Raw genomic sequence first — 22,840 nt, forward strand, 5'->3', positions numbered from 1 at the left:
AAGGGAGAACGACTGTGACGACCCGCTCCACCGAGCTGCTCCGAGTGGTGCACCACCGCCCCGGCGTGACCCGCGCCGACGCGGCCCGCCTGCTCGGCGTCGGCACCGGCGCGGCCACCGAACTCGTCACCAAGCTCAGTCGTGCGAACCTCCTGGTCCAGGCCCCGGCGACACCCAGCGGCGCCCGCGGCCGCCCGACCACCGTGCTGCTGCCGCACCCCGAGGGCCCGCTCGTGCTGGCGGTCGCCATCTACCACGAGGCCTGGCGGATCGACGTGGTCGAGCTCGGCGGCACCACCACCGCCTCCCGGACGGGACGGCACGCGACCACCGACTGGGTCGCGGTGCGCACGGCGGTCGCCGCCGCCATCGACGAGCTCCGGACGCGGTACGGGCCACGGGCGCGCGCCATCGGCATCTCCGTCCCCGGTACGGTCTCCCGCACGTTCCGCCTCGACGCCTCCGGTCTCCACTGGCACGACGTCGACCTGACCGAACTCTGGCCCACCGCCGACGTCTTCGTCGCCGGCAACGACGCCACCCTCGCCGCCACCGCCGAGTCCAGCCGAGGCGCCGCAGCCGGCGCCTCGTTAGCCCTGCACGTGCGCGTCGAGGGCGGCCTCGGCGGCGCCATGGTCGAGAACGGCCGCCCGGTGATCGGCGCACGCGGCGCCGCCGGCGAATTCGGCCACATGCCCTTCGGCGACCCCGCCATCCGCTGCCCGTGCGGCGCCCACGGTTGCTGGAGCTCGGTCGTCGACGGCGGTGCCCTGGCCCGCCTCCTCGGCGACCGCCCACCCCGCGACCCGATCACCTACGCCCGCCGGGTCATCGCCACCGCCCGAGCCGCCCTCCCGGCCACCGCAGCCGCCGCAGCTTCGGGCCCGGGGCCGGCCGCGGGCGACGCCGAGGCGGCGCTCGCCGCGGTCCAGGTGGTCGGCGCCGCCCTCGGGCGTGGCATCGCGGGCCTGGTCAACGGCCTCGACGCCGACCTGGTCACGGTCGGCGGCCTCGGCGCCGACCTGCTCGCCACCGTGCCCGACGCGATCCACGCCGCCTACCACGACGGCCTCATGACGATCCACCGCGATGCCCCGCCGCCGGTCCTCCCGGCCACCCTGGGCGACGACGACGGCCCGGTCGCGGGCGCGGCCGAGGAGGCCTGGTCAGCCCTGTTCCCCCGTCTGGCCTAGGGCCGCCGTGAGGGCTGATGAGGCCTTCCCACGCCCGGCGTATGGCCGCCGTGAGGCCCGAGAGGGCCTGGTCAACCCGTCCCTCAAAGGGCGGCGATGATCACGGTGTCCAGCGTCAGGTAGTAGATCGGCGACTCCGGATCGTCCGGCGCGTCCACGTTCAGCCGCTCCATCGCCAGGAACCGGCCGGCCAGCCGATACCCGCCCGGCCGCCACTCGGTTTTCTCGGTGCCATAGGCGAGCGGAAACGAGTAGGCCTCCACCCCGGTACGCGCGTTCACCGCGACCAGCGTGTTGCCGGCCGTGAGCAGCACGACGTTCGCCGAGGTACCGCCCAGGATCCGCGCCGCCCCGGATCGGCTCCAGAGTTCCTCGCCCTCCGCGGAGCGCGCGCTCACCGCCGCATCGGAGGCGGTGACGATCACGCCGGCCGCGACCGTCGCGCCGGCCGCGTCGAGGGCCGGGACCCGCCGCAGGACGGCCGAGTCGGCGAACCGGCCCTGCCCGGCGCAGTCCCGGAACGCGGCACAGTCCGAACCCCCCGAGTCGCAGCCGATCGGCTCGAACGGGCCGGCCGGCCAGTCCGCGATCGCCACGCCCGACTCGACGTCATAGGCGCCGGTCGCGCAGACGTACGCACCGCCGGAGGTGGTGAACCCCTCCGCGCACCCGGGTGGCGTGGAGATCCGCCAGCGCACGGCGCCGGTGCTCAGGTCATACCCCACCAGGTTCTGATCGGCGGTGACCACGACGGTGCCGGCGGCGAGGCGCAGGCCCGGCGGGGTCCAGACCGCCGCGGCGCCGGTGCGATGCCCGGCATAGCCGGGCGCGTCCGGGCCGTCCTGCCGCCAGGTGATTTTTCCGGTACGCGCATCGATCGCCACCAGCTCCCCGTCGGACCACCGGGTGATCACCGTGGCACCGCGGGCCGCCACCCCGCTGAGCTGCTCCGGCCAGCGGCGGAACGACCAGCGCGCGGTGTAGAGCGTCTGCCCGTCCACCGGCCCATCGGCCTTGACCTGGTGTTTCGTGGCGTAGACGCGGAGCCGGCCGTCGACCACCAGCGGCGCCAGGTTGGTGCGCCCGGTGACGGCGGGAGGCCTCAGGGAGATCGGCGGGTACGGCGTCGTGGCACTGGCCAGCACCTCGGCCGGCGCGAGAACCCGCCAGACCACCAGGACGGCCGCTGCCAGCAGGACCAGGGCCACCGACGTTCGTAGCAGCACCCGGTTCACGGGGAGCAAGTATTCCAGGTCAGTCGTAGCCGCCGTTGATCAGGCCGAGCCGGACCAGTTCGGTGAGCGGCTCCACCACGTTCGCCGCACCGAAGCCGACGAAGAGCGGCCGCGGAGCGTCCCGGTACGTCCGGGCCGGCTCGACCAGCGGCACCGGATGGGTGGCCGCCAGCGCCTCGGCCACCTCGGCCACCTCGCCGCCGCTCGCCGCCTGCAAGGCCGCCACCAGCACGTTCAGGAAGCCGTGGTGGGTGAAGCCGGTCTCCGGGTCGGTGTGCCGGGTGGCGTGCCGCAGCCCGGCCGCCAGCTTGAACGGCAACTGCCGGTCGCGGCACGCGCAGATCACCGCGGCCAGCTCGACCGGGGTGGGGAAGAGCTCCGCCGCGAGGCCGCCCACCCGGAACTTCGGCGCGATCGACAGTCCCGCGGCGCGCGCCTCGGCGACCGAGTCGAGCGCGGCCAGCAGACCCCAGCTCAACGGGATCTCGGCGAAGAACCGCAGGCCCCTCTCGGCGGCCGCGAACGAGCGCAACGCGTCCAGGCCGGGCTGTGGGTCCTCGCCGCGGCGCGCCACCGCCGCCTCGACGTGCTCGATCACCAGACCGGCGGCACGCAGCTTCTCGACGGTCACCGGCAGCGCGGCGGCCGGCACGTCGCCGATCAGTCCGGCCTCGATCGCCGGCACCGGCTCGGTGCCGACCACCGACGCCGGCACGAGCAGGGAACCGAGCAGTTCCGAATACCACGAAGCGGCGTGCTCCTGGTATTTCGCGACGCCGTCGGTCAGGCCGATCGGGCTGGGCGGGAGCAGGGACGCGTCATCGACGAGCCCGGCATAGAGCGGAGGCACCATCGTCGACACGAAATCGAACCTAATGGACGGTGCGCGAAACGGGAACCTACGCCGGTCAGCCGTCCGAGCCGCGCCGGCCGATCACCACCAGCAGTTCACCCCCGGCGGCGAGGACCATGCCGATCACCAGCGGGGCCAGGCCGCCGATCGCCGCGTACAGGAACAGGAAGACCGGAGCGACGAAGGTCAGGTACGCCGCGACGGCCAGCCGCCGGTCACCGGCCCGCAGCCGGGCCAGCACCGCACCGGCCGGCTCGGTGAGCCGGCTGCGGAACCACAACAGCACCGCACCGAAGACCAGTACGCCGATCAGGCCGGCCCACATCCGCGAGATCCCCGGGCTGATCATGGTCATCGCGGCGGTCAGGGCGGCCGCGATCAGGGTGCCGCCGGCGCCGTACCGCACGGTCTCCCGGACCACCTCCGCCGACTGGTCCGAACTGTCCAGAACCGGACGCTGCGGGCGGGCGATCTCCGGCACCTCGGCCGGCGCTTCGGGCTCGGTGGACGGCTCGGGATCCGGCGGCGCGCCACCCGGCGGGACACCGAGCGAAGCCTCCTCGGCCAGGTCTTCCAGAGCGCGGGCCCATCGGCGGCGCTCGAACCGGACGATGCCCAGGTCACGGCCCGCGTCGCCGATCGCCGCGTCCAGCTCCAGCGCCTCGGCGTAGGCGCGCTGTGCCAGGTCGAACAGGCGCAGCCGGGCCGCGACGACGGCCAGGACCAGGTGCGCCTCGGCCTCGGTGGGAGCGACCCGGACACCGTTCCACGCGGCGTTCAGCGCCTCCTGGCCGTTGCGCGACTCGCTCAGCAGGGCGGCTCCGGTGCGTTGCGCGTACGGGTCCTCCGGCCAGTTCCGCAGAATGACCATGGCGTCCCGGGCGGCGTCCGCGTACCGGTGGCTGTCGGTGAGCGCCATGGCCCGGACGACCAGGGCGGCCAACGCCGGCGGCTCGACCGAGGCGGCCCGGTCGGCGGCGGCGAGCGCCTCGGCCGGCTGGTCCGCGGCGAGATGGATCCGGGCCAGGGTGGCCAGCAGAGCTGTCTCGCGCGGCGCCGACGTCAAACCGGAGGCGATCTCCTCAGCGGCCTCGTCGTAGCGGCCGAGGTCAGCGAGCAGCAACGCGCGCTGCCGGTGTTCCTCCGGCGTGGTGTCGGGCTCCATGGGGGTGGGCACGCTGCCGAGCGTAGGCGCTCTACCTGGAGATGACGCGAGTCGGGGTGAGCAGTACGAGCCCTCCGGCTCCGGAACGCGTCAGCCGGCGGCGTAGACCATCGCCACGGCGATGCCGGCCAGCCCCTCGCCGCGACCGGTCAGACCGAGGCCGTCGGTCGTGGTCCCGGCCACCGTGACCGGTGCGCCCGCCGCGTCCGAGAGGATCTTCTCGGCCTCGTCCCGGCGCTTTCCGATCTTCGGCCGGTTGCCGACCACCTGCACCGAGACGTTGCCGATCTCGAAGCCGGCGGCCCGTACCCGGCGGGCCGTCTCGGTGAGCAGCGCCACCCCGGAAGCGCCCGCCCACTCCGGCCGGCTCGTCCCGTAGTTGCTCCCCAGATCCCCGAGGCCCGCAGCGGAGAGCAGCGCGTCACAGGCAGCGTGCGCCACCACGTCGGCATCGGAGTGCCCGGCCAGCCCGGGCTCGCCGGGCCAGTGCAGACCCGCCACCCAGCAGGGCCTCTCCGGGTCGAAGGCGTGGACGTCGGTACCGATACCGACTCGCGGAACGATCACGCCCGGGAGCCTACGCCCGCCGCGAGTTACGGCTGGGCGTCCGGGTCGGGCAGGGTGAGCAGGTGAGTGGCGAGCGCCAGATCGATCGGCCTGGTGATCTTCAGGGCCAGATCGGAGCCGGGCACACAGGTCACCGGCCGGCCGAGCTTTTCGACGGCCCCGGCGTCGTCGGTGTGTGAGTCGGCGGCCGCGGCGTGGGCGGCGCGGAGGATCGAGGCGCGGAAGCCCTGCGGGGTCTGTACGGCTCGCAGCACCGAGCGGTCGACGGTGCCGAGCACCGCGCCGTCGGGGGCGACCTCTTTGATGGTGTCGACGACCGGGAGAACCGGGATGACCGCGGCGGCGCCGTCACGGACCGCGGCGGCGACCCGCTCGACGAGCGACACCGGGGCCAGGCAGCGGGCCGCGTCGTGCACCAGCACGATGCCGACGTCCTCCGGAACCACGGCCAGTGCGGCGGCGACCGACTCCTGGCGCTCGGCGCCGCCGGCCACCACGGTGACCGGTGCGATCCCGGCGAGCAGCGTGCGCACGGCGTCGACGTCGGCCGGCGGGGCGGCCACCACGATCATGCGAACCGAGGGCGCCGCGGCGACCCGGCGAATCGCGTGGACCAGCAGCGGCTCACCCTCGAGCAGGCGAAGCGCCTTGGGTGCGCCCGGACCGAGGCGAACCCCGGCTCCGGCAGCCGGAACGACGACCGCGACGTCACCGCGAGCATTGAGCTGCGCGGTCACGTCGCGGTCGTCGGTCAAGGTATTACGAGGGATGCGTCGGTGGATCAGGCCTCGGTGAGGACCTTGTCGAGCAGGACCTCAGCCTCGTCCTTGGTGCTTTTCTCAGCGAGGGCCACCTCGCCGACCAGAATGTCACGAGCCTTGGCGAGCATCCGCTTCTCACCCGCCGACAGGCCACGCTCACGCTCACGGCGCCAGAGGTCACGAACAACCTCGGCAACCTTCAGCGGGTTGCCGGAAGCAAGCTTCTCGAGGTTGGCCTTGTAGCGCCGCGACCAGTTGGTCGGCTCCTCGGTGTGCGGGGCGCGGAGGACGTCGAAGACCTTACCCAGGCCTTCCTCGCCCACCACTTCGCGCACGCCGACTTCCTCGGCGTTCTCAGCGGGCACTCGAACAGTCAGATCGCCCTGGGCGACACGCAGAACGAGATACTGCCTTTCAACGCCCTTGATGACCCTAGTCTCGATTGCCTCGATGAGTGCGGCCCCGTGGTGGGGGTAAACAACGGTCTCGCCGACACTGAAAACCATAGGTTCGAAACCCCTTTCGCTGTGTCTAGGGTAACACGCTCCGGCGGCGGTGTCTCGCCCTGACGGTCACTGTTAGTGCAGCTCAGAGGCCCTGTGACGGGGCTTTCTCCCGCTTGACAGGGAAGCGAGAAGCTGCCTAAGTAACACAAAGTGACCACGGCGTCACGTCTCCCGCCAACGAGTCGGAAATTCCGGACCTGATGGCTTTGTGAGATCAAGCTTATCGCTAAGGTCGGGAACGACGCACCACTGGCGATGCGACCCCCACGTGGGGGACGCTGGACGGGAGTTCCCCGACCGAAGCAAGATCTGGTCGGTAAGGGGGGAGGTGAGTCATGGCTGGCGCAAGCGACAACGGCGGCTGGCCGCCCGACGGCGGTGCTCCCGACGACCTTCCGGACCTCCCCGAGGAGTGGGGGGTCATCGTCATTCCGGACGACCTCTCGGAGCTCTCCGACGAGGTCGACGCGGTGCGCGCCGAGCTGCACACGGCGGAACCGCTCACCCGCTGGCAACTCTTCACCCGGCGGCCCGCGGTCCGGCGACTCCGCCGGATCGGCACGCTCGCGGTGCGTACTCCCGCCTTGATCATCTCGGTGGCGATCCTGGTCACGGTGGCGAGCCTGTTCGCCTCAGCCTGGCCCGGGCCGCTCCGGCAGCCGGCCACCCAGCGCACCGCCGGCACGACGCAGAGCGCCAGTGACACGCTGCCCGCACTGGAGATGGTCGGGCCGGACGGCCAGCCGGTCTCCCTCACCGGACAGCTGCCGGCCGTCGTGCTCCTCACCGACGGTTGCGCGTGCGACACCCTGATCGCCGACACCGTGACCGGGGTCGGTTCCGGCACCGCCGTCCTGGTCGTCACCCACCTCCGCGCCTCGGCCGGCTCCGCACCGGCCCAGCTGCCGGCGCGGACACCGCAGGCGGAGGGAAAGGTCGTCACCCGCCTGCACGACCAGACCGACAGCCTCCGCAAGGAGCTCAAGCTGAGCGCTCCCGACGGGACCGCCGCCGTATTGCTGGTGGACAGGCTGGGCAACATCGTGCGAAAGATGCCGCGGGTCGCGACGGCCGAGGTGGTCCTTCCCTACCTGCCCCAACTGACCCGCTGACGAAGTGTTCTACCTTTCCATCCGTTGCAGGGTGTAACGGAAGACGACCGGGCCGGCCTCCTCGACGTTCACCCGTAGGAGCAGGTCGCCGGAGAGACCGACACTGAACATCTCCGGGGTGCGCGCACCCGAGCAGGGCACGCCCCGCCCCGACTGGTAACCGCTGCCGAGGCTCACCCGGATCCGGGAGCCGTCGTCTCCGGCGCACACGACGGAGACCAGGTACGAGCCGGTGTCCAGCCCTGGCACCTCCTCCTCGTGGCCGGTGCCGGCGCCGAGCGCGAGGGTGGAGGCAGTCTCCTGGTCACCGGTGTCCGGCAGCAGCTGCTCGGTGCTCAGCCGCCAGTGCAGCAGTCGCGGGTCGGTGGTCTGCTGCGGCGCCGCACGCCACCACCAGGTCGCGCCTGCCACCAGCAGAAAGGCGGCCGACAAGTGCAGAACCGCGTCGCGTCCCCGTTCGCCGCTCACGTCCCGAGAGTAGAGCCCTCCAGAAGGGTGACATAGAGGGTGAGGCCGGGGCCGAAGGCGAGCATGACGATCCGGTCCGGCGGGCGGTCCCGGCGGCGCAGGGCGTCCAGGACCAGCAGCACGGTCGGTGACGAGCAGTTCCCGTACGCGGAGAGCACGCCCCGGGACGCCGACATCGCCGCGTCGTCCAGGCCGAGCCGCTCCTGCACCACGTCGAGGATCTTCGGGCCGCCCGGGTGTATCGCCCACCCGTCCACGTCGGCGATGGTCCGGCCATGCCGGGCGAGCACGTCGTCGACAAGCGTGCGTACGTGGGTGGAGAGCACCGACGGGACCTGCGGCGACAGTCCCATCCGGAAGCCGAGATCGGTGACCTCCCAGGTCATGTGGTCGGCCGTGGTGGTGTCGGTGATGGCGGCGACCTCACGTACGGCGTACCCCGGATGGTTTTGATCTTGGGGGGTGAGGACTGCGGCGGCCGCCGCGTCTGAGAAGAGCGCGTGCGAGACGATCTGCTGGATGTCCGTGCGGGTGCCCGGCGGTTGCAGGTGCAGGCTGGTCAGTTCGGTGCAGAGCAGCAGGGCCGGGCGGCCGCGGGCGACCACGAAGTCACTCGCCGTCCCGAGACCCGGCAACGCGGCGTAACAGCCCATGTGGCCGACGAAGAGACGCTGCACGCTCGGTGACATCCCGAGGTCCCGGGCCAGCAGGATGTCCAGGCCCGGCGTCGCGTAGCCGGTGCAGGAGCAGACCGCGAAGAGGCCGAGGTCGCCGGCGGCCAGACCGGCGTCTTCCAGCGCCCGGCTCACCGCGGCCTTGCCGAGCGGGATCGCCTCCACCTGATAGCGCCGCATCCGGCGCTCGGTTGACCAGCCCGAGACGTCCTCCAGCAGCGGGCTCACCGCCGCCTGCCGGGTACGGACGCCGGAGTTCGCGAAGATCCGCTGCGCGAGCGCCTTCCTGGCCCCGGTGTAGTGGCCGGAGAAGTAGCCCGCCCAGATCTCGTCCTGGGTGGTCGACGGCGGCAGCGCTACGCCCAGCCCGCTGAGCACCGCGGTCACCAACGCGGGGCCACGCCGTCGGAGTCGGGATCGCCGCCGAGCGCGTCCACGCCGAGCCAGTCCGCGCAGACGTCGCTGGTGGCCGGTTGCAGCGAACCCGCCCGGGCGTCCCGGTAGAGCCGCTCCAGCGGGTGCCCGCGGCGCATCGCCGAGGTACCCGCCGCCTCCAGCATCGACGCGGCCACCTCGGCCGCGGTCGTTCCGGCGAGCAGTTTCGCCCGCCACACCCAGCGGGTCGTCTCGGAGTCGCCGGGCGCCTCGTCCACCCGGCGGGCCGCCTCCCGGACCGCGAGGTGCGCGGCGGCGACCGCGGCGTCGGCCCGGCCGATCCGGGCCCGCACCGCCGGCAGGCCACCCAGCCCGCGCGCGGTCACGTGCTCGACGGCGGCGTCGACCGCCGCCCGGGCCACCCCGACATAGACCGCGGCGTAGCTGGCCACCATCCAGTGCGGCGCCAGCTGGGCCACCACCAGGGCCAGCCCCTCCACCCCGCCGAGCAGCGCAGAGGACGGGACGGTGACGTCGATGTGCAGATCGTGCGAACCGGTGGCGCGCATGCCGAGCGCGTCCCAGGTCTGCTCCACCCGCAGGCCGGGACCGGCGGGCACCAGGAACTGCGAGACCTGGGTGGGATCGTCCGGGTTGCGGGCGGCGACCAGGTACGCGTCCGCGTGCCCGGCACCCGAGCAGAAGGTCTTGGCGCCGGTGATCCGGTAGCCGCCGTCCACCGGCCGGTAGGTCGTACTCATCCGGGAGAGCCGGGAGCCGACGCCGCGTTCGCTCATCGCCACGGCGTACCAGCTGCCGCCGGCGGCCGCCTTCAGGTAGTCGTCACGGGCGGCCAGCGCCTCCGGTGGCAGCCCGAGGGCGTCGGCGAGCTCGTCGCTGACCCCGCTGAGCGCCCCGGTCACCGAGGCGTGCATGTTGAAGATCAGAGCGGTGGCGCCGTTGCCCCGGGCCAGTTCGTAGGCGACGTCCGCGTACTCCGCGAAGCCGGCGCCGGCACCGCCCAGCCGGGACGGCACCATCAGCCCGAAGAACCCCGCCTCCCGCAGATCCGCGAAGTCCTCGGCAGGGAACGAGCCGTCCCGGTCGGTCTCGGCCGCCCGGGCCGTGAACCGGGGCGCCAGACGGCGGGCCTCGTCGATCATTCGGTGCCTCCGGTGCTACGGCCGACCGCCTGGTACAGAACCGCGGTGGAGAAGGTGGGGACGATCCGGCCGAGCGGGCGGCCGTTGGGGGTACGGCGCAGCGCCAGCCATCGGAACAACCCGGACAGCGTCGGCCGGATCCCGCGGACCCGCAGCGGCACGCCGTGCCGGGCGAACTCGGCCACCAGACGCCGGGGCGGTACGAACAGCGCCGGATCGTGCAGGCCGACCGGGGCGATCCCCAGCCGCTCACCGGCAGTGACCGTGACGAACCGGCTCAGCCCGGTGTCGTTGACCGTGTCGAGCACCACCAGTCCACCCGGGCGGAGCACCCGGCACAGCTCGGCGACCGTGCCCGGCAGGTCGGTGACGTGCTCCAGGATCTCGCCGGCCACCACCACGTCGGCACTGCCGGAGACCAGTGGCAGCGCGGTCACGTCGCCGTTGATCGCCACCAGGCCCTGGCGCGCGGCCTGGGTCAGGGCGGGACGCCCCAGGTCGACGCCGACATGCCGGTAACCCTTGGCGCGGACGTGCGGGACGAGCAGGCCGCCGCCGCACCCGGCGTCCAGCAGTACCGCGCCGGGTGCCGCGGCCGGCGGGATCAACGCCGCCCGGGACTCGGCGAGCCAGTGCAGAAGTTCGAAGTCGCCGCCGGGACGCCACCACTCCCCGGCCATGTCGTCGTACTGACGTGGATCGTTGCGCTGCATCGACAGCATGTGATCGAGCCTGGCACGGGAACGGCACAAGCACCACACTGCGACTCATGTCCCGCGTACTCGCACTGTTTCGGTCCGCCCATCCGGAGCCGGGTCTGGCGGTGACGTTCGCGATGACCCTGCTGGCTGTCGGCGTGGGCCATCGCGGGTGGCGGCTGCTGCTGGTCGCGCTCGCGGTGGCGGCCACCCAGTTCGCCGTGGGCTGGGTGAACGACTGGCTGGACGCGGAGCGGGACCGGCAGGCGGGGCGGCGGGACAAACCGGTGGCGGCGGGTGCGGTGTCCCGGCGTACGGTCGGGGTCGCCGGCCTGCTCGCCACGCTGGCGATTCCCCTGCCCGCGCTTCCGCTGGGCTGGACTCCCACCGCCGTGATCTCGGTGGCCGGCATCTTCGCACTGCTCTACGACTGGCCACTCAAGTCGACCGAGTTCTCGGTGGTGCCGTACCTGGTCGCCTTCGGGCTGTTGCCCGCCTTCGTGGTGGTGGCGCTGCCCGGGCAGCCCACGCCGCCGGTCTGGCTGGTGGCCGCGGGCGCGCTGCTCGGCGGCGGTGCGCACTTCGCGAACGTGCTGCCCGACCTGGCCGACGACGCGGCGACCGGGGTGCGCGGGCTGCCGCACCGGATCGGCGCCGGCTGGTCGCAGGCAGCCGCCGCGGTACTGCTGCTGGCTGCGACGCTCACCCTGGTCTTCGGGCCGCCCGGGCCACCGTCGTGGCCGGGCTTGACGGCGGCCGCGGCCGCCGTCGTGGTCCTTCCCCTCGGGTGGTACGCCGCGCGGCGCAGCGCCGGACGGCCGGTCGCCCTGTTCCGGGCGGTGATCGTGGTGGCCCTCATCGACGTCCTGCTACTCGTCCTCAGCGGCCGGGTCACCTGACGTCGATGATCAAGATGGGCGAGTGGATGGGTCGGCGCACGCGGGCGATCGCCGCCCATTAGGCTGATCTGAGCCCACCCGCGGCGGAAAACCTATGCAAATGTGGCTGTCTCTTTTTGGAGGATCGTGATGCGCTCGCTGGGAACCCGTCGCGCCGCTCTGGCCGCGGGTGCTGCCACGGTCGCTGTGCTCGCACTGGGCGGCTGCTCGGCGGGTCAGGTCGCCGAGACCGCCGTCCTGGACACGCCGATCTCCGGCGTGGACCGGGAGACCCTGCACGCGAGCGTGTTCATCCGCAACCTGATGATTCCGTACAACGGGATCCACGGTTATGAGGCCGGGTCCGACGCTCCGATCGAGCTGAGCCTCTACAACCAGACGGACGACCCGATCACCGTCGCGATCAGCAGCAAGCCCACGCAGCAGGCCCAGGTCGTCTCGGCCGAGCAGGTCGGCATCGGACCGGCCAGCACCGCGTCGGCCGGGCACGCCTCCGAGTCGCCCGCCGGGCACGCTTCCGAGTCGCCCGAGGCGCACGGTTCCGCCGCTCCGGGTGAGCCGGAGTCGCCCGGTGCGAGCGCTGAGCCGACCGTCCCGGCCGTACAGATCAAGCCCGCCCGGGTCACCCTGCCGGCGCAGGGCTCGGCCCTGTTCCGGCCCACCGACCGGGAGCTGCTTCAGGTCTTCGGCCTCTCCGACGACCTGGTGCCCGGCACCTCGGTCAACCTGGTCTTCGAGTTCAGCGACGGTTCGCCGGCCCTCGAGCTGCAGGCTCCGGTCGGCAACCCGCTGGAGCCGGCGCCGCGCGTGTCGGCCGGTGGCGGCGAGGCCGAGGGCCACTAGGCCAAGTTGTCGTACCTTCCGGCTAGCTTGTCGGAGTGACGACCTCGCGATCGACCGCCAAGGCTCCCCGCCAGGCATACGTTTGTGACGCCTGCGGCCACCAGCCGCCCAAGTGGCTGGGCCGCTGCTCCGAGTGCGGCGAGTGGGGCTCGATCATCGAGTCCACGGTGTCCGCACCCCTGGTGTCCGGCCGGGTGGTCAGCTCGCGCATGCCGGCCGAGCCGGCCCGCCCGATCGCGCAGATCAGTGCCGCCCCGGCCCGAGCCGTGCCCACCGGTGTCGGTGAGCTCGACCGGGTGCTCGGCGGTGGCCTGGTCCCCGGCGCGGTCGTGCTGCTGGCCGGCGAGCCCGGGGTCGGCAAGTCCACCCTTCTGCTCGACGTCGCCCAGCAGTGGGCGGCCGGTGCCGGCACCCCGTCGCTGGTGGTCAGCGGTGAGGAGTCGGTGAGTCAGGTGCGGCTGCGCGCCGAGCGGCTCGGCGCCCTGCACGAGCGGCTCTATCTGGCGTCGGAGAACGACCTGGGGACGGTCATCGGCCACCTCGACGCGGTGAAGCCCGGCCTGCTCGTGCTCGACTCGGTGCAGACCGTCTCGGCGCCCGGCACCGAGGGCGTGCCCGGCGGCGTGACCCAGGTGCGTGCGGTGACCGCCGCGCTGGTCTCGATCGCCAAGGAGCGGGGCATCGCCACCGTCCTGGTCGGTCACGTCACCAAGGACGGTCAGGTCGCCGGCCCCCGGGTGCTGGAGCACCTGGTCGACGTCGTGCTCCACTTCGAGGGCGACAAGCACTCGTCGCTGCGCCTGGTCCGCGGGGTGAAAAACCGGTTCGGCGCCGCCGACGAGGTGGGCTGCTTCGAGATGCACGAGGGTGGCATCACCAGCCTGCCCGACCCGTCGGGACTGTTCCTCACCCGCTATCTGGAGCCGGTGCCCGGCACCTGCGTGACGGTGGCGATGGAGGGCCGGCGCGCGCTGGTCACCGAGGTGCAGGCGCTGATCGGCGCGGAGGTGCAGGGCTCGCCCCGGCGCACCGTGTCCGGTCTCGACAGCGCCCGGCTCGCCATGGTCCTGGCCGTGCTGGAGCGCCGCACCAAGCAGCTCAAGCTCTACAACCGTGAGGTCTTCGCCGCGACCGTGGGTGGCATCCGGCTGGTCGAGCCCTCCGCCGACCTGGCGATGGCCCTCGCGGTCGCCTCCGGCGGACTGGACCTGGCCATGGCGCCCCACCTGGTGGCGATCGGCGAGGTCGGCCTGACCGGTGAGATCCGCCGGGTCGGCGCGGTGGGCCGGCGACTCGCCGAGGCGGCCCGCCTCGGTTTCAAGGTCGCGCTGGTCCCACCCGGCTGCGGGCCGGACGGGACGACCGGCACGCCCAAGGGCATGGAGGTCATCGAGGTCGGCGACCTGCGCTCTGCGTTGCAGAGCGCGGCGCGCGCCTCGGCAGAGCACGGTTCGCGGTAACTGATGGTTACAAATCATCACGCTACGGAGCATTCATCGAACCACGCCTCGTTGACGTGGATGACAGTCCGTAGAATGTCCAGGTGCCGCTCGACCGCGATGGTTCCAAGCCCGCCGCCAGTTCCACGCCGCGTCCCGGCGTCAACGGCGCGGGGCATCGCGCGATGACACCGGCGGCCGGCTCCGGTCTCACCGGTGGCGCCAGCGATCCGCTGCGGGCCAATCTCGCTCTGATGGCGCCGGGCACCGCGCTGCGCGATGGTCTGGAGCGCATCCTGCGGGGACGCACCGGCGCGTTGATCGTGCTCGGTTACGACGCGGTCGTCGAGAGCATCTGCACCGGCGGTTTCCCGCTCGACGTGGAGTTCTCCGCGACCCGGCTGCGTGAGCTGTGCAAGATGGACGGCGCCGTCGTCCTCTCCAGCGACGGCACCCGGATCGTGCGGGCCGCCGTTCATCTGATGCCGGATCCGTCCATTCCCTCCGAGGAGTCCGGGACCCGGCATCGCACCGCCGAGCGGGTCGCCAAGCAGTCCGGATATCCGGTGATCTCGGTCAGCCAGTCCATGCGCATCATCGGGCTGTATGTGAATGGTCAGCGTCACGTCCTGGACGACTCGGCCGCCATCCTCTCCCGGGCCAACCAGGCACTGGCCACCCTGGAGCGATACAAGCTGCGGCTGGACGAGGTCTCCGGCACGCTGTCCGCCCTGGAGATCGAGGACCTCGTCACGGTCCGGGACGCGGTGGCGGTGGTGCAGCGGCTGGAGATGGTCCGCCGGATCGCCGACGAGATCTCCGGCTATGTGGTGGAGCTCGGCACCGACGGCCGGCTGCTCGCTCTCCAGCTGGACGAGTTGATGGCCGGCGTCGACGCCGATCGCACCCTGGTCATCCGCGACTACCTGCCCGCCGGCCGCAAGGCGCGCACCCTGGACGAGGCTCTGGTCGAGCTCGATCTGCTGACGGCGACCGAGATGATCGATCTGGTGGCGGTGGCCAAGGCGATCGGTTACCAGGGCGCCTCCGACGCCCTGGACGCCGCGGTCTCCCCGCGCGGGTTCCGCCTGCTGGCCAAGGTGCCCCGGCTGCCCGGGCAGATCGTGGACCGGCTGGTCGACCACTTCGGCAGCCTCCAGCGGCTGCTCGGGGCGACGGTGGAGGATCTCCAGGCGGTGGAGGGTGTCGGGGATGCCCGGGCTCGCGGTGTGCGCGAGGGCCTTTCCCGGCTGGCCGAGGCGTCGATCCTCGAGCGCTACGTCTGACCACACTGCGTAGCCATTGGTGAGATACGTCACTAACGAACCGGACTTTCTGCTCAGTTAGCCGCCGCAGATCCACGATTCAGGCACGGTTCCTCAACGGTCGTCACTACTCAGCGTGATGGGCCCTTCTGCTCCGCGAGCTTTCCGCCTAGCCTTCTGGCAGCTCCGGCGGATTGCCGTGAGCGCCCAGAAATTGGGGAGATTGTGATCCGGGCCGAGCTTCGATCGGTCACCGCATTGCGGCCCGGGGAGTCAGTGGTGAGACCGCCCCCAACCCGAACCGTGTTGGGGGCCGATCTTGCGCCGTTTCATGCTTGCTGTCAGTGGAGCCGTGTTCGCCACGGCAGCCGTGGCCGGCATCGCGTCGACTGCGAACGCCGCCGGCGGCGAGTCCTGCGTCACCGCAGCCGAGGCCACCTACCAGCACCGGTTCGACGGACCGGGCGGCACCGTGACGATCACCGCGACCAAGCCGCTGTGCGAGGGTGCGGAGCAGTCGTTCTCGCTGGTCTCGTACACCACGCCGGCTAAGAACTTCGCCGTGCCGCAGTTCGTCTACGACACCCACAGCGCCTGGATCGACAGCGGTCGGCGCAGCGTCACCCTCGACGTGGACGTACCCGGCTGCTACACCCAGGTCGACGCGATCTTCGGCACCGGGATCGTCGACGAGATCACCAGCAGCTACGTGTACAACGACCTCAAGCTCGGCTCGCCCAGCGGCATCGGCAGCCGCTCGACCGGCGGCCAGGGCTGGTACAACGGCGGCAGCGCCAAGTGCGCGCCGCAGCCCTCGGTCAGCTTCCAGAGCTACTGCGACGGGGTGCTGCACACCCGCCTGTCCAACGCGGCCGGCGCCGGTGTGGACGCCGTCTTCCTGGTCGGCGGCAAGCGGATCCAGGTACACCCCGGTAAGTTCGCCGACCTGACCTCCCGGCCGTCCGGTCCCGTCCAGGTCCGCGACAACAGCTTCAAGACCAGCACCGGCACGTGGACCCAGCCGGCCGACTGCGCACCGCCCGCGCCGCCCACCACGAAGCCGTCAACGCCCGCTCCGGCGCCCAGCTCGGCCACGCCCACCGCGACCGCGCCCAGCTCGCCCACGCCCACGGCGACCGCACCCAGCTCGTCGACGCCGTCATCCCAGCCGGCCAGCTCGATGCCGAGTTCGGCCGCGCCGTCCTCGTCGTCTCCCGCCGCCGCTTCGCCCGCACCGTCGGACGACGACTCCGGCCTGCCGCTCACCGGCACGAACGTGAGCCACCTGGCGCTCTACGCGCTCGGCCTCCTGCTCGTCGGCGCCGGGCTCGTGGCGATCGCCCGGCAGAGCCGCCGGGGCCGGCACTCCGCGTAGCACCCACTGCTTCACTCACGATCTGGGGAGCCGGCGACCGTCCCGCCGGCTCCCCAGATCGGCTTTTACAGCGGGTGTGAGATGTCGTTCGCGTGGTCGGCCACGGCGGCGCCAGTGACCGTGGCGCGCAGCGGGAGGATCTCCAGGCAGCGGCGGATCGCGGAGGCCATCATCGGGTTCGGCACCCGGAGGGACACCGTGCAGTGCGGGACCCAGCGACCCGGGCGGTAGTGCTCCCAGACCTCCACGCCGCCGGCGGCGAGACGCTCGTGGACCTGACGATGGTGCGCCAGCAGGTCCTCGGTCGCGGTGACGCCGAGCCACAGCACCCGGCCGACGAACTGGCCGGCGAAGTCCATGTCCAGGGTCAAGCCGCGGCCGACCGGGAAGTCACCGAGGGCGTCGGCGACCGCATGCGGGTCGATGCGGCCGGCGGCCGCCAGCGAGACATGCGGGCGGTGCTTCTGATGCAGCGAGCCGAGGGTAGGGATGCCCTCGGCCTCCAGGGACCGCCAGAGGGTACGCAGACGCCGCGTCGCGTCGACGTCCAGATAGAGCTCGAGTGCCGCGACCAAGCGTCAGGCGGCCACGGCGATCGCGACCGGCTTGCTGATGATCGTGCCGAGGCGGCCGCGCAGCTCGTACTGCCCGGCCGGGACGGCGGGACCGGCGGCCTGGCCGGAGGCGCACTGCGTGGACTGGCGGCCGTTCCAGGTCACCTGGTACTCCCGCTCGGCGCCGGGCGCGAACGACCGGACGTCGTCACCCTTCGCCGTGCTGCACGGGTCTGAGGACCACAGCTTCTGCGCGCCCTGCTCCAGGTAGAGCTCCTGCGCGTCGGCGCCGACGTTGCGATTGCACGTACGCGTACCGATATTCTTGATCTTCAGCCGGATGCCGAGCGGCGTCCCCCGGCGAACCGTGGTGTCTGCCGGGATCGGGGTCACGGAGATCTCCGTGTCCGCGCAGGAACCGTCGGTCGGCACCGTGACGTTGGCGTCGGTGCCCAGGCTCGGCGCGGTCGAGGGCAGCTCGTCCTCTTCATTTTCATTCGGCTTCGGCTGGAGGTCGGCCGGATCGGGCAGCGCCTGCCCCACGCCGGGACCCTCGTCCAGGAACGACGGATCCGTGCTCGGTGACGGCGAGCCCGGAGCCGGCGTCGGGAACTGCGACGCGGCGTTCTTGGTACGCGGGTCCTTCTCGTCCTCACCGGAACAGGACATGAACAGCACGATCACGCCGAGCAGGACCGCGCCCAGCACGACCGCACGCCGCCGCCAGTAGACAGCGGATGGCAGAGGACCAACCGTCGCACGCATGATGGGCCCCACCGTAGACCCGCAGAGCCCCACATGTGGTGCACGACGCGCCGGTTATGCGACACCAACTCGCGAACCGCTCGTTAGAGATAGACCTTGCGCTGGTAGATGGCGTGTGCTCCGGCGACCCGATCCAGGAACAGCTTTCCGGCGCAGTGATCGATCTCGTGTTGCAGGGCGCGCGCCTCGAAAGCGTCCGTGGCCACGGTCACCGGCTCACCGGTGCCGGGCAGGACGGCCTCGACCACGATCCGCCCGGCGCGCTTCACGTCGCCGGTCAGGTCGGGCACCGACATGCACCCCTCCCGGCCGGGCCGCCAGCGGCTCGCCTCGATGATCTTCGGATTGCAGAGCACGAAGGTGCCATGGGTGGTCGCCGCCTTCGGATGCCCGGTGACGTCCACACAGAAGACCTGCGCGCCGACGCCCACCTGCGGCGCGGCCAGGCCGACGCAGCCCGGCGAGACGCGCATGGTGGACACCAGGTCGGCGGCGAGCCGGACGACCTCCGGGTCGGTCGGGTCAACCTCCTCGCCGACTGCGCCCAGCACGCTCGCCGGTGCGGTGACGACCGGAAGCACCCGGCCCTCGGGACCGGCCCACTCCAGCTCCGGGTCGCTCACAGGATCTCCGACTCGGCGCGCCGGACGGTCACGTCGACGCCCAGCTCGGCGGCGGCCACGGCGAGATGCTCGGCCAGCTCGTCGGCGGCACCGGCCGGCAGGTCGACCTCGGCCACCATCACGTACAGCGGGCCGGTGAGCCGGGTGGTGAGATCGGTGATGTTGCCACCCGCTCCGGCGACCACCCGGGTGACCGCCGCGACGATGCCGAGCCGGTCGGCGCCGTGCACGCTCACCAGGTACGGCTCGCCGGTAGGACGGTCGTCCGCCTCCGGCTCCACCTTGCGGACGGTGGCGATGAGACCTGCGGCGGTGATCGGCTCCAGGGCCTGCTCGGCCTGGGCGGCGGTCGGCCCGGTACAGATCAGGGTCATCGCGAAGTGTCCCCGCAGGCGGGTCATCGTCGAGTCGGTGAGGTTCGCGCCCACGGCGGCCAGGGCCTCGGCCACGTCGGCGACGATGCCGGTCCGGTCCGGACCGATGACGGTGATGGCAAGCTCATGCACCCGCCTACAGTAAACGGGCTATGACTCTCGCCGACGAAGCTATCGCCTGGTATCAGGCAAATGCCCGCGATCTCCCCTGGCGGCAACCGGACACCACTCCGTGGGGTGTCCTGGTGAGCGAGGTGATGCTCCAGCAGACCCCGGTCGTACGCGTGGAGCCGGCCTGGCGCTCCTGGATGACCCGGTGGCCCGATCCGGCCGCGCTCGCCGCCGACCCGGTCTCCGAGGCGATCCGCATGTGGGGCCGCCTGGGCTACCCACGCCGGGCGATGCGATTGCACGCCTGCGCGGTCGCGATCGTCGATCGGCACGGTGGGCGTGTCCCCGACGATCTCGATCAGCTGCTCGCGCTGCCGGGCGTCGGCACGTACACCGGGCGGGCGGTTGCCACGTTCGCGTACGGGCAGCGTCACCCGGTCGTGGACACCAACGTGCGCCGCGTCGTCTGCCGGGCGGTGGAGGGCAAGCCGGATGCCGGCCCCACGACAACCGCAGCCGACCTGACCGCGATGGAGGCCCTTCTCCCGGAGGACGAGGAACGCGCCGCGAAGGCGAGCATCGCGTTCATGGAGCTGGGCGCGATCGTCTGCACCGCCCGCTCACCCAAGTGCGCCGACTGCCCGTTCCACGACGTCTGCGCCTGGCGGCTCCGCGGCGAACCACTGCCCGAGGGCCCGAGCCGCAAACCCCAGAAGTACGCCGGCACCGACCGCCAGGTCCGCGGCCTGATCCTGGAGGTACTCCGGCACGCCACCGCCCCGGTCCCCCGCCAACGCCTCGACCTGGTCTGGAACGACGACCTGCAGCGCGCCCGCGCCCTGTCCGGCCTGGTCGAGGACGGCTTGGTGGAGCCGCTGGGCGAGCACGACTTCATCCTGGCCGGCGACGCCCCCCGCGGCGAGATCCAGCCGCTCTGAACCCAGCCACGGTCAGCCGGCGCCCAGCCGGGCACGGATCGAGTCCGGAAGCGGATACAGCTGCTCGGCCGGCAGCAGAGCCGCTGCGCCCGGCTCGTCGCCCACGTCGAGGCGACCACGGATATCCCGGGCCAGCCCGGTGACGTCCGTGATCCCGGTCGTCCACTCATCCACATAGCGGGGCACCGCCGCTCCGCCCAGTCCCAATTGGAGTGACCGATAGGGCAGCTCCCGCAACCGGAGATCCCGCTCCGGGTCCCACTGCACCCGAGTCGGCGCGCTCTTGAGCTGTCGCTGCCAGTCCGCCCGATCGGCATGCAGGCCTCGCACGTAGTGGCTGAGCGACGCGTTCGCGAGCGCCCACTCGAACCCCGCACGGCTGATCGACACGGCAAGCACCCGCTCCTGGCCGGGCTTCATGGCCCAACCGCAGCGATACATCATCCACAGGAACGACGGCTTGATCCAGGTCATCCGCTCCCGCTTGAACGGCGGCACGAACCGCCCCGCCCGGACGGCGGGCTCAGCGATGGCCGGCGAATACGCCTGGTAGACGGTGACGCTGTCCTCGTCGAAGACCGCCCTGATCTGCCGCATGGCCTCATGATCGCCGCAGCTGTCCCGGCAGCGCGAGCGATATAGAACGGGTGAAGACAGAAAACGGCCCGGCTGCGTTCGTCGCAGCCGGGCCGTTTCCAACAGCTCACTCCTCGCTGGTGGTAGCCCCCAGGTCAGCCGGCACCGCGTCGGGCACCGTCACACCACGGTCGGCACCGCGGAAGACCAGCTTGGCCTTCTCCACCTGAGCCGGGTCCCCCTCGCAATCCACCAGAACGATCTGGCCGGGGCGCAGCTCGTTGAAGAGGATCTGCTCGGACAGGGTGTCCTCCAGCTCCCGCTGGATGGTCCGGCGCAGCGGCCGCGCCCCGAGAACCGGGTCGAAGCCCTTGGCCGCCAGGTACTTCTTGGCGTTGTCGGTCAGCTCGAGACCCATGTCCTTGTTCTTGAGCTGGCCCTCGATCCGGGCGGTGAAGATGTCGACGATCTGCAGGATCTCGCTCTCACGCAGCTGGTGGAACACGATCGTGTCGTCGATACGGTTCAGGAACTCCGGGCGGAAGTGGTTCTTCAGCTCGTCGTTGACCTTGATCTTCATCCGCTCGTAGCTCGACTCCTCGGCCTCGGAGGCCTGGAAGCCCAGCGACACCGCCTTCGCCACGTCACGCGTACCGAGGTTGGTGGTGAGGATGATGACGGTGTTTTTGAAGTCGACGATCCGGCCCTGGCCGTCGGTCAGGCGACCGTCCTCCAGGATCTGCAGCAGCGTGTTGAAGACGTCCGGGTGCGCCTTCTCGATCTCGTCGAACAGCACCACCGAGAACGGCTTGCGCCGCACCTTCTCGGTCAGCTGACCACCCTCGTCGTAACCCACGTAACCGGGAGGGGCACCGACCAGACGCGACACCGTGTACCGGTCGTGGAACTCCGACATGTCCAGCTGGATCAGCGCGTCCTCGGAACCGAACAGGAACTCCGCGAGGGCCTTGGACAGCTCCGTCTTACCCACACCGGACGGGCCGGCGAAGATGAACGAACCGGACGGCCGCTTCGGGTCCTTCAGACCGGCACGCGTACGCCGGATCGCCTTGGAGACCGCCTGCACCGCGTCCTCCTGGCCGATGACCCGCTTGTGCAGCTCATCCTCCATACGCAGCAGCCGGGAGGTCTCCTCCTCGGTGAGCTTGTAGACCGGAATACCGGTCCAGTTACCCAGCACCTCGGCGATCTGCTCGTCGTCGACCTCGGACACCACGTCCAGGTCGCCGGCCTTCCACTCCTTCTCCCGCTGCGCCTTCTGACCCAGCAGGGTCTTCTCCTTGTCGCGCAGCTGCGCGGCACGCTCGAAGTCCTGCGCGTCGATCGCGGACTCCTTGTCGCGACGCACCTGAGCAATGCGCTCGTCGAAGTCACGCAGGTCCGGCGGCGCGGTCATCCGGCGGATCCGCATCCGGGCGCCGGCCTCGTCGATCAGGTCGATCGCCTTGTCCGGCAGGAACCGGTCCGAGATGTACCGATCCGCCAGCGTCGCCGCCGCCACCAGGGCCGCGTCGGTGATGCTGATCCGGTGGTGCGCCTCGTAACGGTCCCGCAGGCCCTTGAGGATCTCGATGGTGTGCGCGAGGGACGGCTCGCCGACCTGGATGGGCTGGAAACGGCGCTCGAGAGCGGCGTCCTTCTCCAGGTGCTTGCGGTACTCGTCCAGAGTGGTGGCACCGATGGTCTGGAGCTCGCCGCGGGCCAGCATCGGCTTGAGGATCGAGGCGGCGTCGATCGCGCCCTCGGCGGCACCCGCACCCACCAGGGTGTGGATCTCGTCGATGAACAGGATGATGTCGCCCCGCGTACGAATCTCCTTGAGCACCTTCTTCAGGCGCTCCTCGAAGTCACCGCGATACCGCGAACCGGCGACCAGCGCACCCAGGTCCAGCGTGTACAGCTGCTTGTCCTTGAGCGTCTCGGGCACCTCACCCTTGACGATCGACTGGGACAGCCCCTCCACCACGGCGGTCTTACCGACACCGGGCTCGCCGATCAGCACCGGGTTGTTCTTGGTCCGGCGGGACAGCACCTGCATGACCCGCTCGATTTCCTTCTCCCGGCCGATCACCGGGTCGAGCTTGCCCTCCCGAGCGGCCTGCGTCAGGTTGCGCCCGAACTGGTCGAGCACCAGCGACGTGGAGGGTGCCGCCTCACCGGTGGCTGTGCCGGCCGCGGCCGGCTCCTTGCCCTGGTAGCCGGAGAGCAGCTGGATGACCTGCTGGCGGACCCGGTTCAGGTCGGCGCCGAGCTTGACCAGCACCTGGGCGGCGACGCCCTCACCCTC

General features: G+C 71.6%; 24 protein-coding genes. 8 read left to right on the forward strand and 16 right to left on the reverse strand.

The genetic code is table 11. The features are described from left to right. Nucleotides 1-14: 14 nt before the first annotated feature. On the forward strand, nucleotides 15-1,193 hold the full coding sequence (locus tag I4J89_RS46735) for an ROK family protein (protein ID WP_196420704.1): 1,179 nt from the start codon (nucleotides 15-17) through the stop codon (nucleotides 1,191-1,193). 83 nt (nucleotides 1,194-1,276) lie between these two features. On the opposite strand, the gene I4J89_RS46740 is transcribed toward I4J89_RS46735, so the two are convergent. The 6 genes from I4J89_RS46740 to I4J89_RS46765 all read right to left on the reverse strand — a co-directional run bounded on the left by I4J89_RS46740 (nucleotide 1,277) and on the right by I4J89_RS46765 (nucleotide 6,280). Continuing rightward, a complete protein-coding gene (locus I4J89_RS46740) occupies nucleotides 1,277-2,428 on the reverse strand; it encodes an outer membrane protein assembly factor BamB family protein (RefSeq protein WP_196420705.1) in 1,152 nt (383 codons plus the stop codon). A 19-nt stretch (nucleotides 2,429-2,447) separates the two neighbouring features. Beyond that, a complete protein-coding gene (locus I4J89_RS46745) occupies nucleotides 2,448-3,290 on the reverse strand; it encodes a hypothetical protein (protein WP_196420706.1) in 843 nt (280 codons plus the stop codon). Between the two features lie 46 nt (nucleotides 3,291-3,336). Then, nucleotides 3,337-4,458 (reverse strand): tetratricopeptide repeat protein, encoded by a 1,122-nt coding sequence (locus I4J89_RS46750; RefSeq protein WP_309238787.1) that lies wholly within the window; start codon nucleotides 4,456-4,458, stop codon nucleotides 3,337-3,339. 78 nt (nucleotides 4,459-4,536) lie between these two features. Next, entirely contained in the window at nucleotides 4,537-5,013 is a 477-nt protein-coding gene (gene ispF / locus I4J89_RS46755; protein ID WP_196420707.1) for a 2-C-methyl-D-erythritol 2,4-cyclodiphosphate synthase, read from the reverse strand. 26 nt (nucleotides 5,014-5,039) lie between these two features. Beyond that, nucleotides 5,040-5,750: a 2-C-methyl-D-erythritol 4-phosphate cytidylyltransferase gene (gene ispD / locus I4J89_RS46760; protein WP_196420726.1), complete on the reverse strand. Its 711-nt coding sequence runs from the start codon at nucleotides 5,748-5,750 to the stop codon at nucleotides 5,040-5,042. Nucleotides 5,751-5,794: 44 nt separating this feature from the next. Next, the gene (locus I4J89_RS46765; RefSeq protein WP_014447856.1) at nucleotides 5,795-6,280 is read right to left on the reverse strand and encodes a CarD family transcriptional regulator; all 486 of its coding nucleotides are present in this window, start codon (nucleotides 6,278-6,280) and stop codon (nucleotides 5,795-5,797) included. Between the two features lie 335 nt (nucleotides 6,281-6,615). On the opposite strand from I4J89_RS46765, the gene I4J89_RS46770 reads away from it, so the two are divergent. Further along, complete coding sequence (locus I4J89_RS46770) at nucleotides 6,616-7,392, forward strand: hypothetical protein (protein ID WP_196420708.1); 777 nt, start codon at nucleotides 6,616-6,618, stop codon at nucleotides 7,390-7,392. Nucleotides 7,393-7,401: 9 nt separating this feature from the next. On the opposite strand, the gene I4J89_RS46775 is transcribed toward I4J89_RS46770, so the two are convergent. The 4 genes from I4J89_RS46775 to I4J89_RS46790 are packed head-to-tail and all read right to left on the reverse strand — an operon-like array spanning nucleotide 7,402 to nucleotide 10,794. After that, a complete protein-coding gene (locus tag I4J89_RS46775) occupies nucleotides 7,402-7,860 on the reverse strand; it encodes a DUF6023 family protein (RefSeq protein WP_196420709.1) in 459 nt (152 codons plus the stop codon). Continuing rightward, nucleotides 7,857-8,924 (reverse strand): type III polyketide synthase, encoded by a 1,068-nt coding sequence (locus tag I4J89_RS46780; RefSeq protein WP_230860766.1) that lies wholly within the window; start codon nucleotides 8,922-8,924, stop codon nucleotides 7,857-7,859. Before I4J89_RS46780 ends, I4J89_RS46775 begins: the two co-directional genes overlap by 4 nt. After that, entirely contained in the window at nucleotides 8,918-10,072 is a 1,155-nt protein-coding gene (locus I4J89_RS46785; RefSeq protein WP_196420710.1) for an acyl-CoA dehydrogenase family protein, read from the reverse strand. Before I4J89_RS46785 ends, I4J89_RS46780 begins: the two co-directional genes overlap by 7 nt. Next, entirely contained in the window at nucleotides 10,069-10,794 is a 726-nt protein-coding gene (locus I4J89_RS46790) for a methyltransferase domain-containing protein (RefSeq protein ID WP_196420711.1), read from the reverse strand. Before I4J89_RS46790 ends, I4J89_RS46785 begins: the two co-directional genes overlap by 4 nt. A 47-nt stretch (nucleotides 10,795-10,841) precedes the next feature. Here I4J89_RS46790 and I4J89_RS46795 point away from each other — a divergent pair, with 47 nt between their 5' ends. From I4J89_RS46795 to I4J89_RS46815, 5 genes are all read left to right on the forward strand, one after another. Next, nucleotides 10,842-11,669, forward strand: coding sequence for a UbiA family prenyltransferase (locus I4J89_RS46795; protein WP_196420712.1), 828 nt, complete (start codon nucleotides 10,842-10,844; stop codon nucleotides 11,667-11,669). A gap of 129 nt (nucleotides 11,670-11,798) precedes the next feature. Continuing rightward, a complete protein-coding gene (locus tag I4J89_RS46800) occupies nucleotides 11,799-12,512 on the forward strand; it encodes a hypothetical protein (protein WP_196420713.1) in 714 nt (237 codons plus the stop codon). 35 nt (nucleotides 12,513-12,547) lie between these two features. Then, complete coding sequence (gene radA / locus I4J89_RS46805) at nucleotides 12,548-13,972, forward strand: DNA repair protein RadA (protein WP_196420714.1); 1,425 nt, start codon at nucleotides 12,548-12,550, stop codon at nucleotides 13,970-13,972. 83 nt (nucleotides 13,973-14,055) lie between these two features. Beyond that, nucleotides 14,056-15,237 (forward strand): DNA integrity scanning diadenylate cyclase DisA, encoded by a 1,182-nt coding sequence (gene disA / locus I4J89_RS46810; protein WP_196420715.1) that lies wholly within the window; start codon nucleotides 14,056-14,058, stop codon nucleotides 15,235-15,237. Between the two features lie 310 nt (nucleotides 15,238-15,547). Beyond that, entirely contained in the window at nucleotides 15,548-16,591 is a 1,044-nt protein-coding gene (locus I4J89_RS46815; RefSeq protein WP_196420716.1) for a hypothetical protein, read from the forward strand. Between the two features lie 65 nt (nucleotides 16,592-16,656). On the opposite strand, the gene I4J89_RS46820 is transcribed toward I4J89_RS46815, so the two are convergent. From I4J89_RS46820 to I4J89_RS46835, 4 genes are all read right to left on the reverse strand, one after another. Beyond that, entirely contained in the window at nucleotides 16,657-17,166 is a 510-nt protein-coding gene (locus I4J89_RS46820) for a 2'-5' RNA ligase family protein (protein WP_196420717.1), read from the reverse strand. Between the two features lie 3 nt (nucleotides 17,167-17,169). After that, nucleotides 17,170-17,910: an adhesin gene (locus I4J89_RS46825; protein ID WP_196420718.1), complete on the reverse strand. Its 741-nt coding sequence runs from the start codon at nucleotides 17,908-17,910 to the stop codon at nucleotides 17,170-17,172. An 83-nt stretch (nucleotides 17,911-17,993) separates the two neighbouring features. Beyond that, a complete protein-coding gene (gene def, locus I4J89_RS46830) occupies nucleotides 17,994-18,533 on the reverse strand; it encodes a peptide deformylase (RefSeq protein WP_196420719.1) in 540 nt (179 codons plus the stop codon). Beyond that, the gene (locus I4J89_RS46835) at nucleotides 18,530-19,039 is read right to left on the reverse strand and encodes a glycine cleavage system transcriptional repressor (protein ID WP_196420720.1); all 510 of its coding nucleotides are present in this window, start codon (nucleotides 19,037-19,039) and stop codon (nucleotides 18,530-18,532) included. The genes def and I4J89_RS46835 overlap by 4 nt, the downstream gene beginning before the upstream one ends. 20 nt (nucleotides 19,040-19,059) lie before the next feature. Between I4J89_RS46835 and I4J89_RS46840 the strand changes: the two genes are divergently transcribed. Beyond that, nucleotides 19,060-19,956 carry an iron-sulfur binding domain-containing protein gene (locus tag I4J89_RS46840; protein WP_196420721.1) on the forward strand — a complete coding sequence of 299 codons (897 nt, stop codon included), beginning with the start codon at nucleotides 19,060-19,062 and terminating at the stop codon, nucleotides 19,954-19,956. 12 nt (nucleotides 19,957-19,968) lie between these two features. Here I4J89_RS46840 and I4J89_RS46845 read toward each other — a convergent pair whose 3' ends face one another. Further along, nucleotides 19,969-20,553 (reverse strand): DUF4291 domain-containing protein, encoded by a 585-nt coding sequence (locus I4J89_RS46845; protein WP_196420722.1) that lies wholly within the window; start codon nucleotides 20,551-20,553, stop codon nucleotides 19,969-19,971. Nucleotides 20,554-20,659: 106 nt separating this feature from the next. Next, nucleotides 20,660-22,840: ATP-dependent Clp protease ATP-binding subunit (locus tag I4J89_RS46850; protein ID WP_196420723.1), on the reverse strand; the 2,181-nt coding region annotated here is incomplete at its 5' end.

The sequence above is a fragment of the Actinoplanes aureus genome, assembly GCF_015704865.1.
Lineage (GTDB): Bacteria > Actinomycetota > Actinomycetes > Mycobacteriales > Micromonosporaceae > Actinoplanes > Actinoplanes aureus.

Excerpts from the sequence above, each read along its gene's own strand:
- I4J89_RS46785 (WP_196420710.1), bottom strand. The coding sequence starts at position 10,072 with ATGATCGACGAGGCCCGCCGTCTGGCGCCCCGGTTCACGGCCCGGGCG.
- I4J89_RS46795 (WP_196420712.1), top strand. The coding sequence starts at position 10,842 with ATGTCCCGCGTACTCGCACTGTTTCGGTCCGCCCATCCGGAGCCGGGT.
- I4J89_RS46815 (WP_196420716.1), top strand. The coding sequence starts at position 15,548 with ATGCTTGCTGTCAGTGGAGCCGTGTTCGCCACGGCAGCCGTGGCCGGC.
- I4J89_RS46765 (WP_014447856.1), bottom strand. The coding sequence starts at position 6,280 with ATGGTTTTCAGTGTCGGCGAGACCGTTGTTTACCCCCACCACGGGGCC.
- I4J89_RS46840 (WP_196420721.1), top strand. The coding sequence starts at position 19,060 with ATGACTCTCGCCGACGAAGCTATCGCCTGGTATCAGGCAAATGCCCGC.
- I4J89_RS46800 (WP_196420713.1), top strand. The coding sequence starts at position 11,799 with ATGCGCTCGCTGGGAACCCGTCGCGCCGCTCTGGCCGCGGGTGCTGCC.
- I4J89_RS46825 (WP_196420718.1), bottom strand. The coding sequence starts at position 17,910 with ATGCGTGCGACGGTTGGTCCTCTGCCATCCGCTGTCTACTGGCGGCGG.
- I4J89_RS46770 (WP_196420708.1), top strand. The coding sequence starts at position 6,616 with ATGGCTGGCGCAAGCGACAACGGCGGCTGGCCGCCCGACGGCGGTGCT.
- I4J89_RS46845 (WP_196420722.1), bottom strand. The coding sequence starts at position 20,553 with ATGCGGCAGATCAGGGCGGTCTTCGACGAGGACAGCGTCACCGTCTAC.
- I4J89_RS46790 (WP_196420711.1), bottom strand. The coding sequence starts at position 10,794 with ATGCTGTCGATGCAGCGCAACGATCCACGTCAGTACGACGACATGGCC.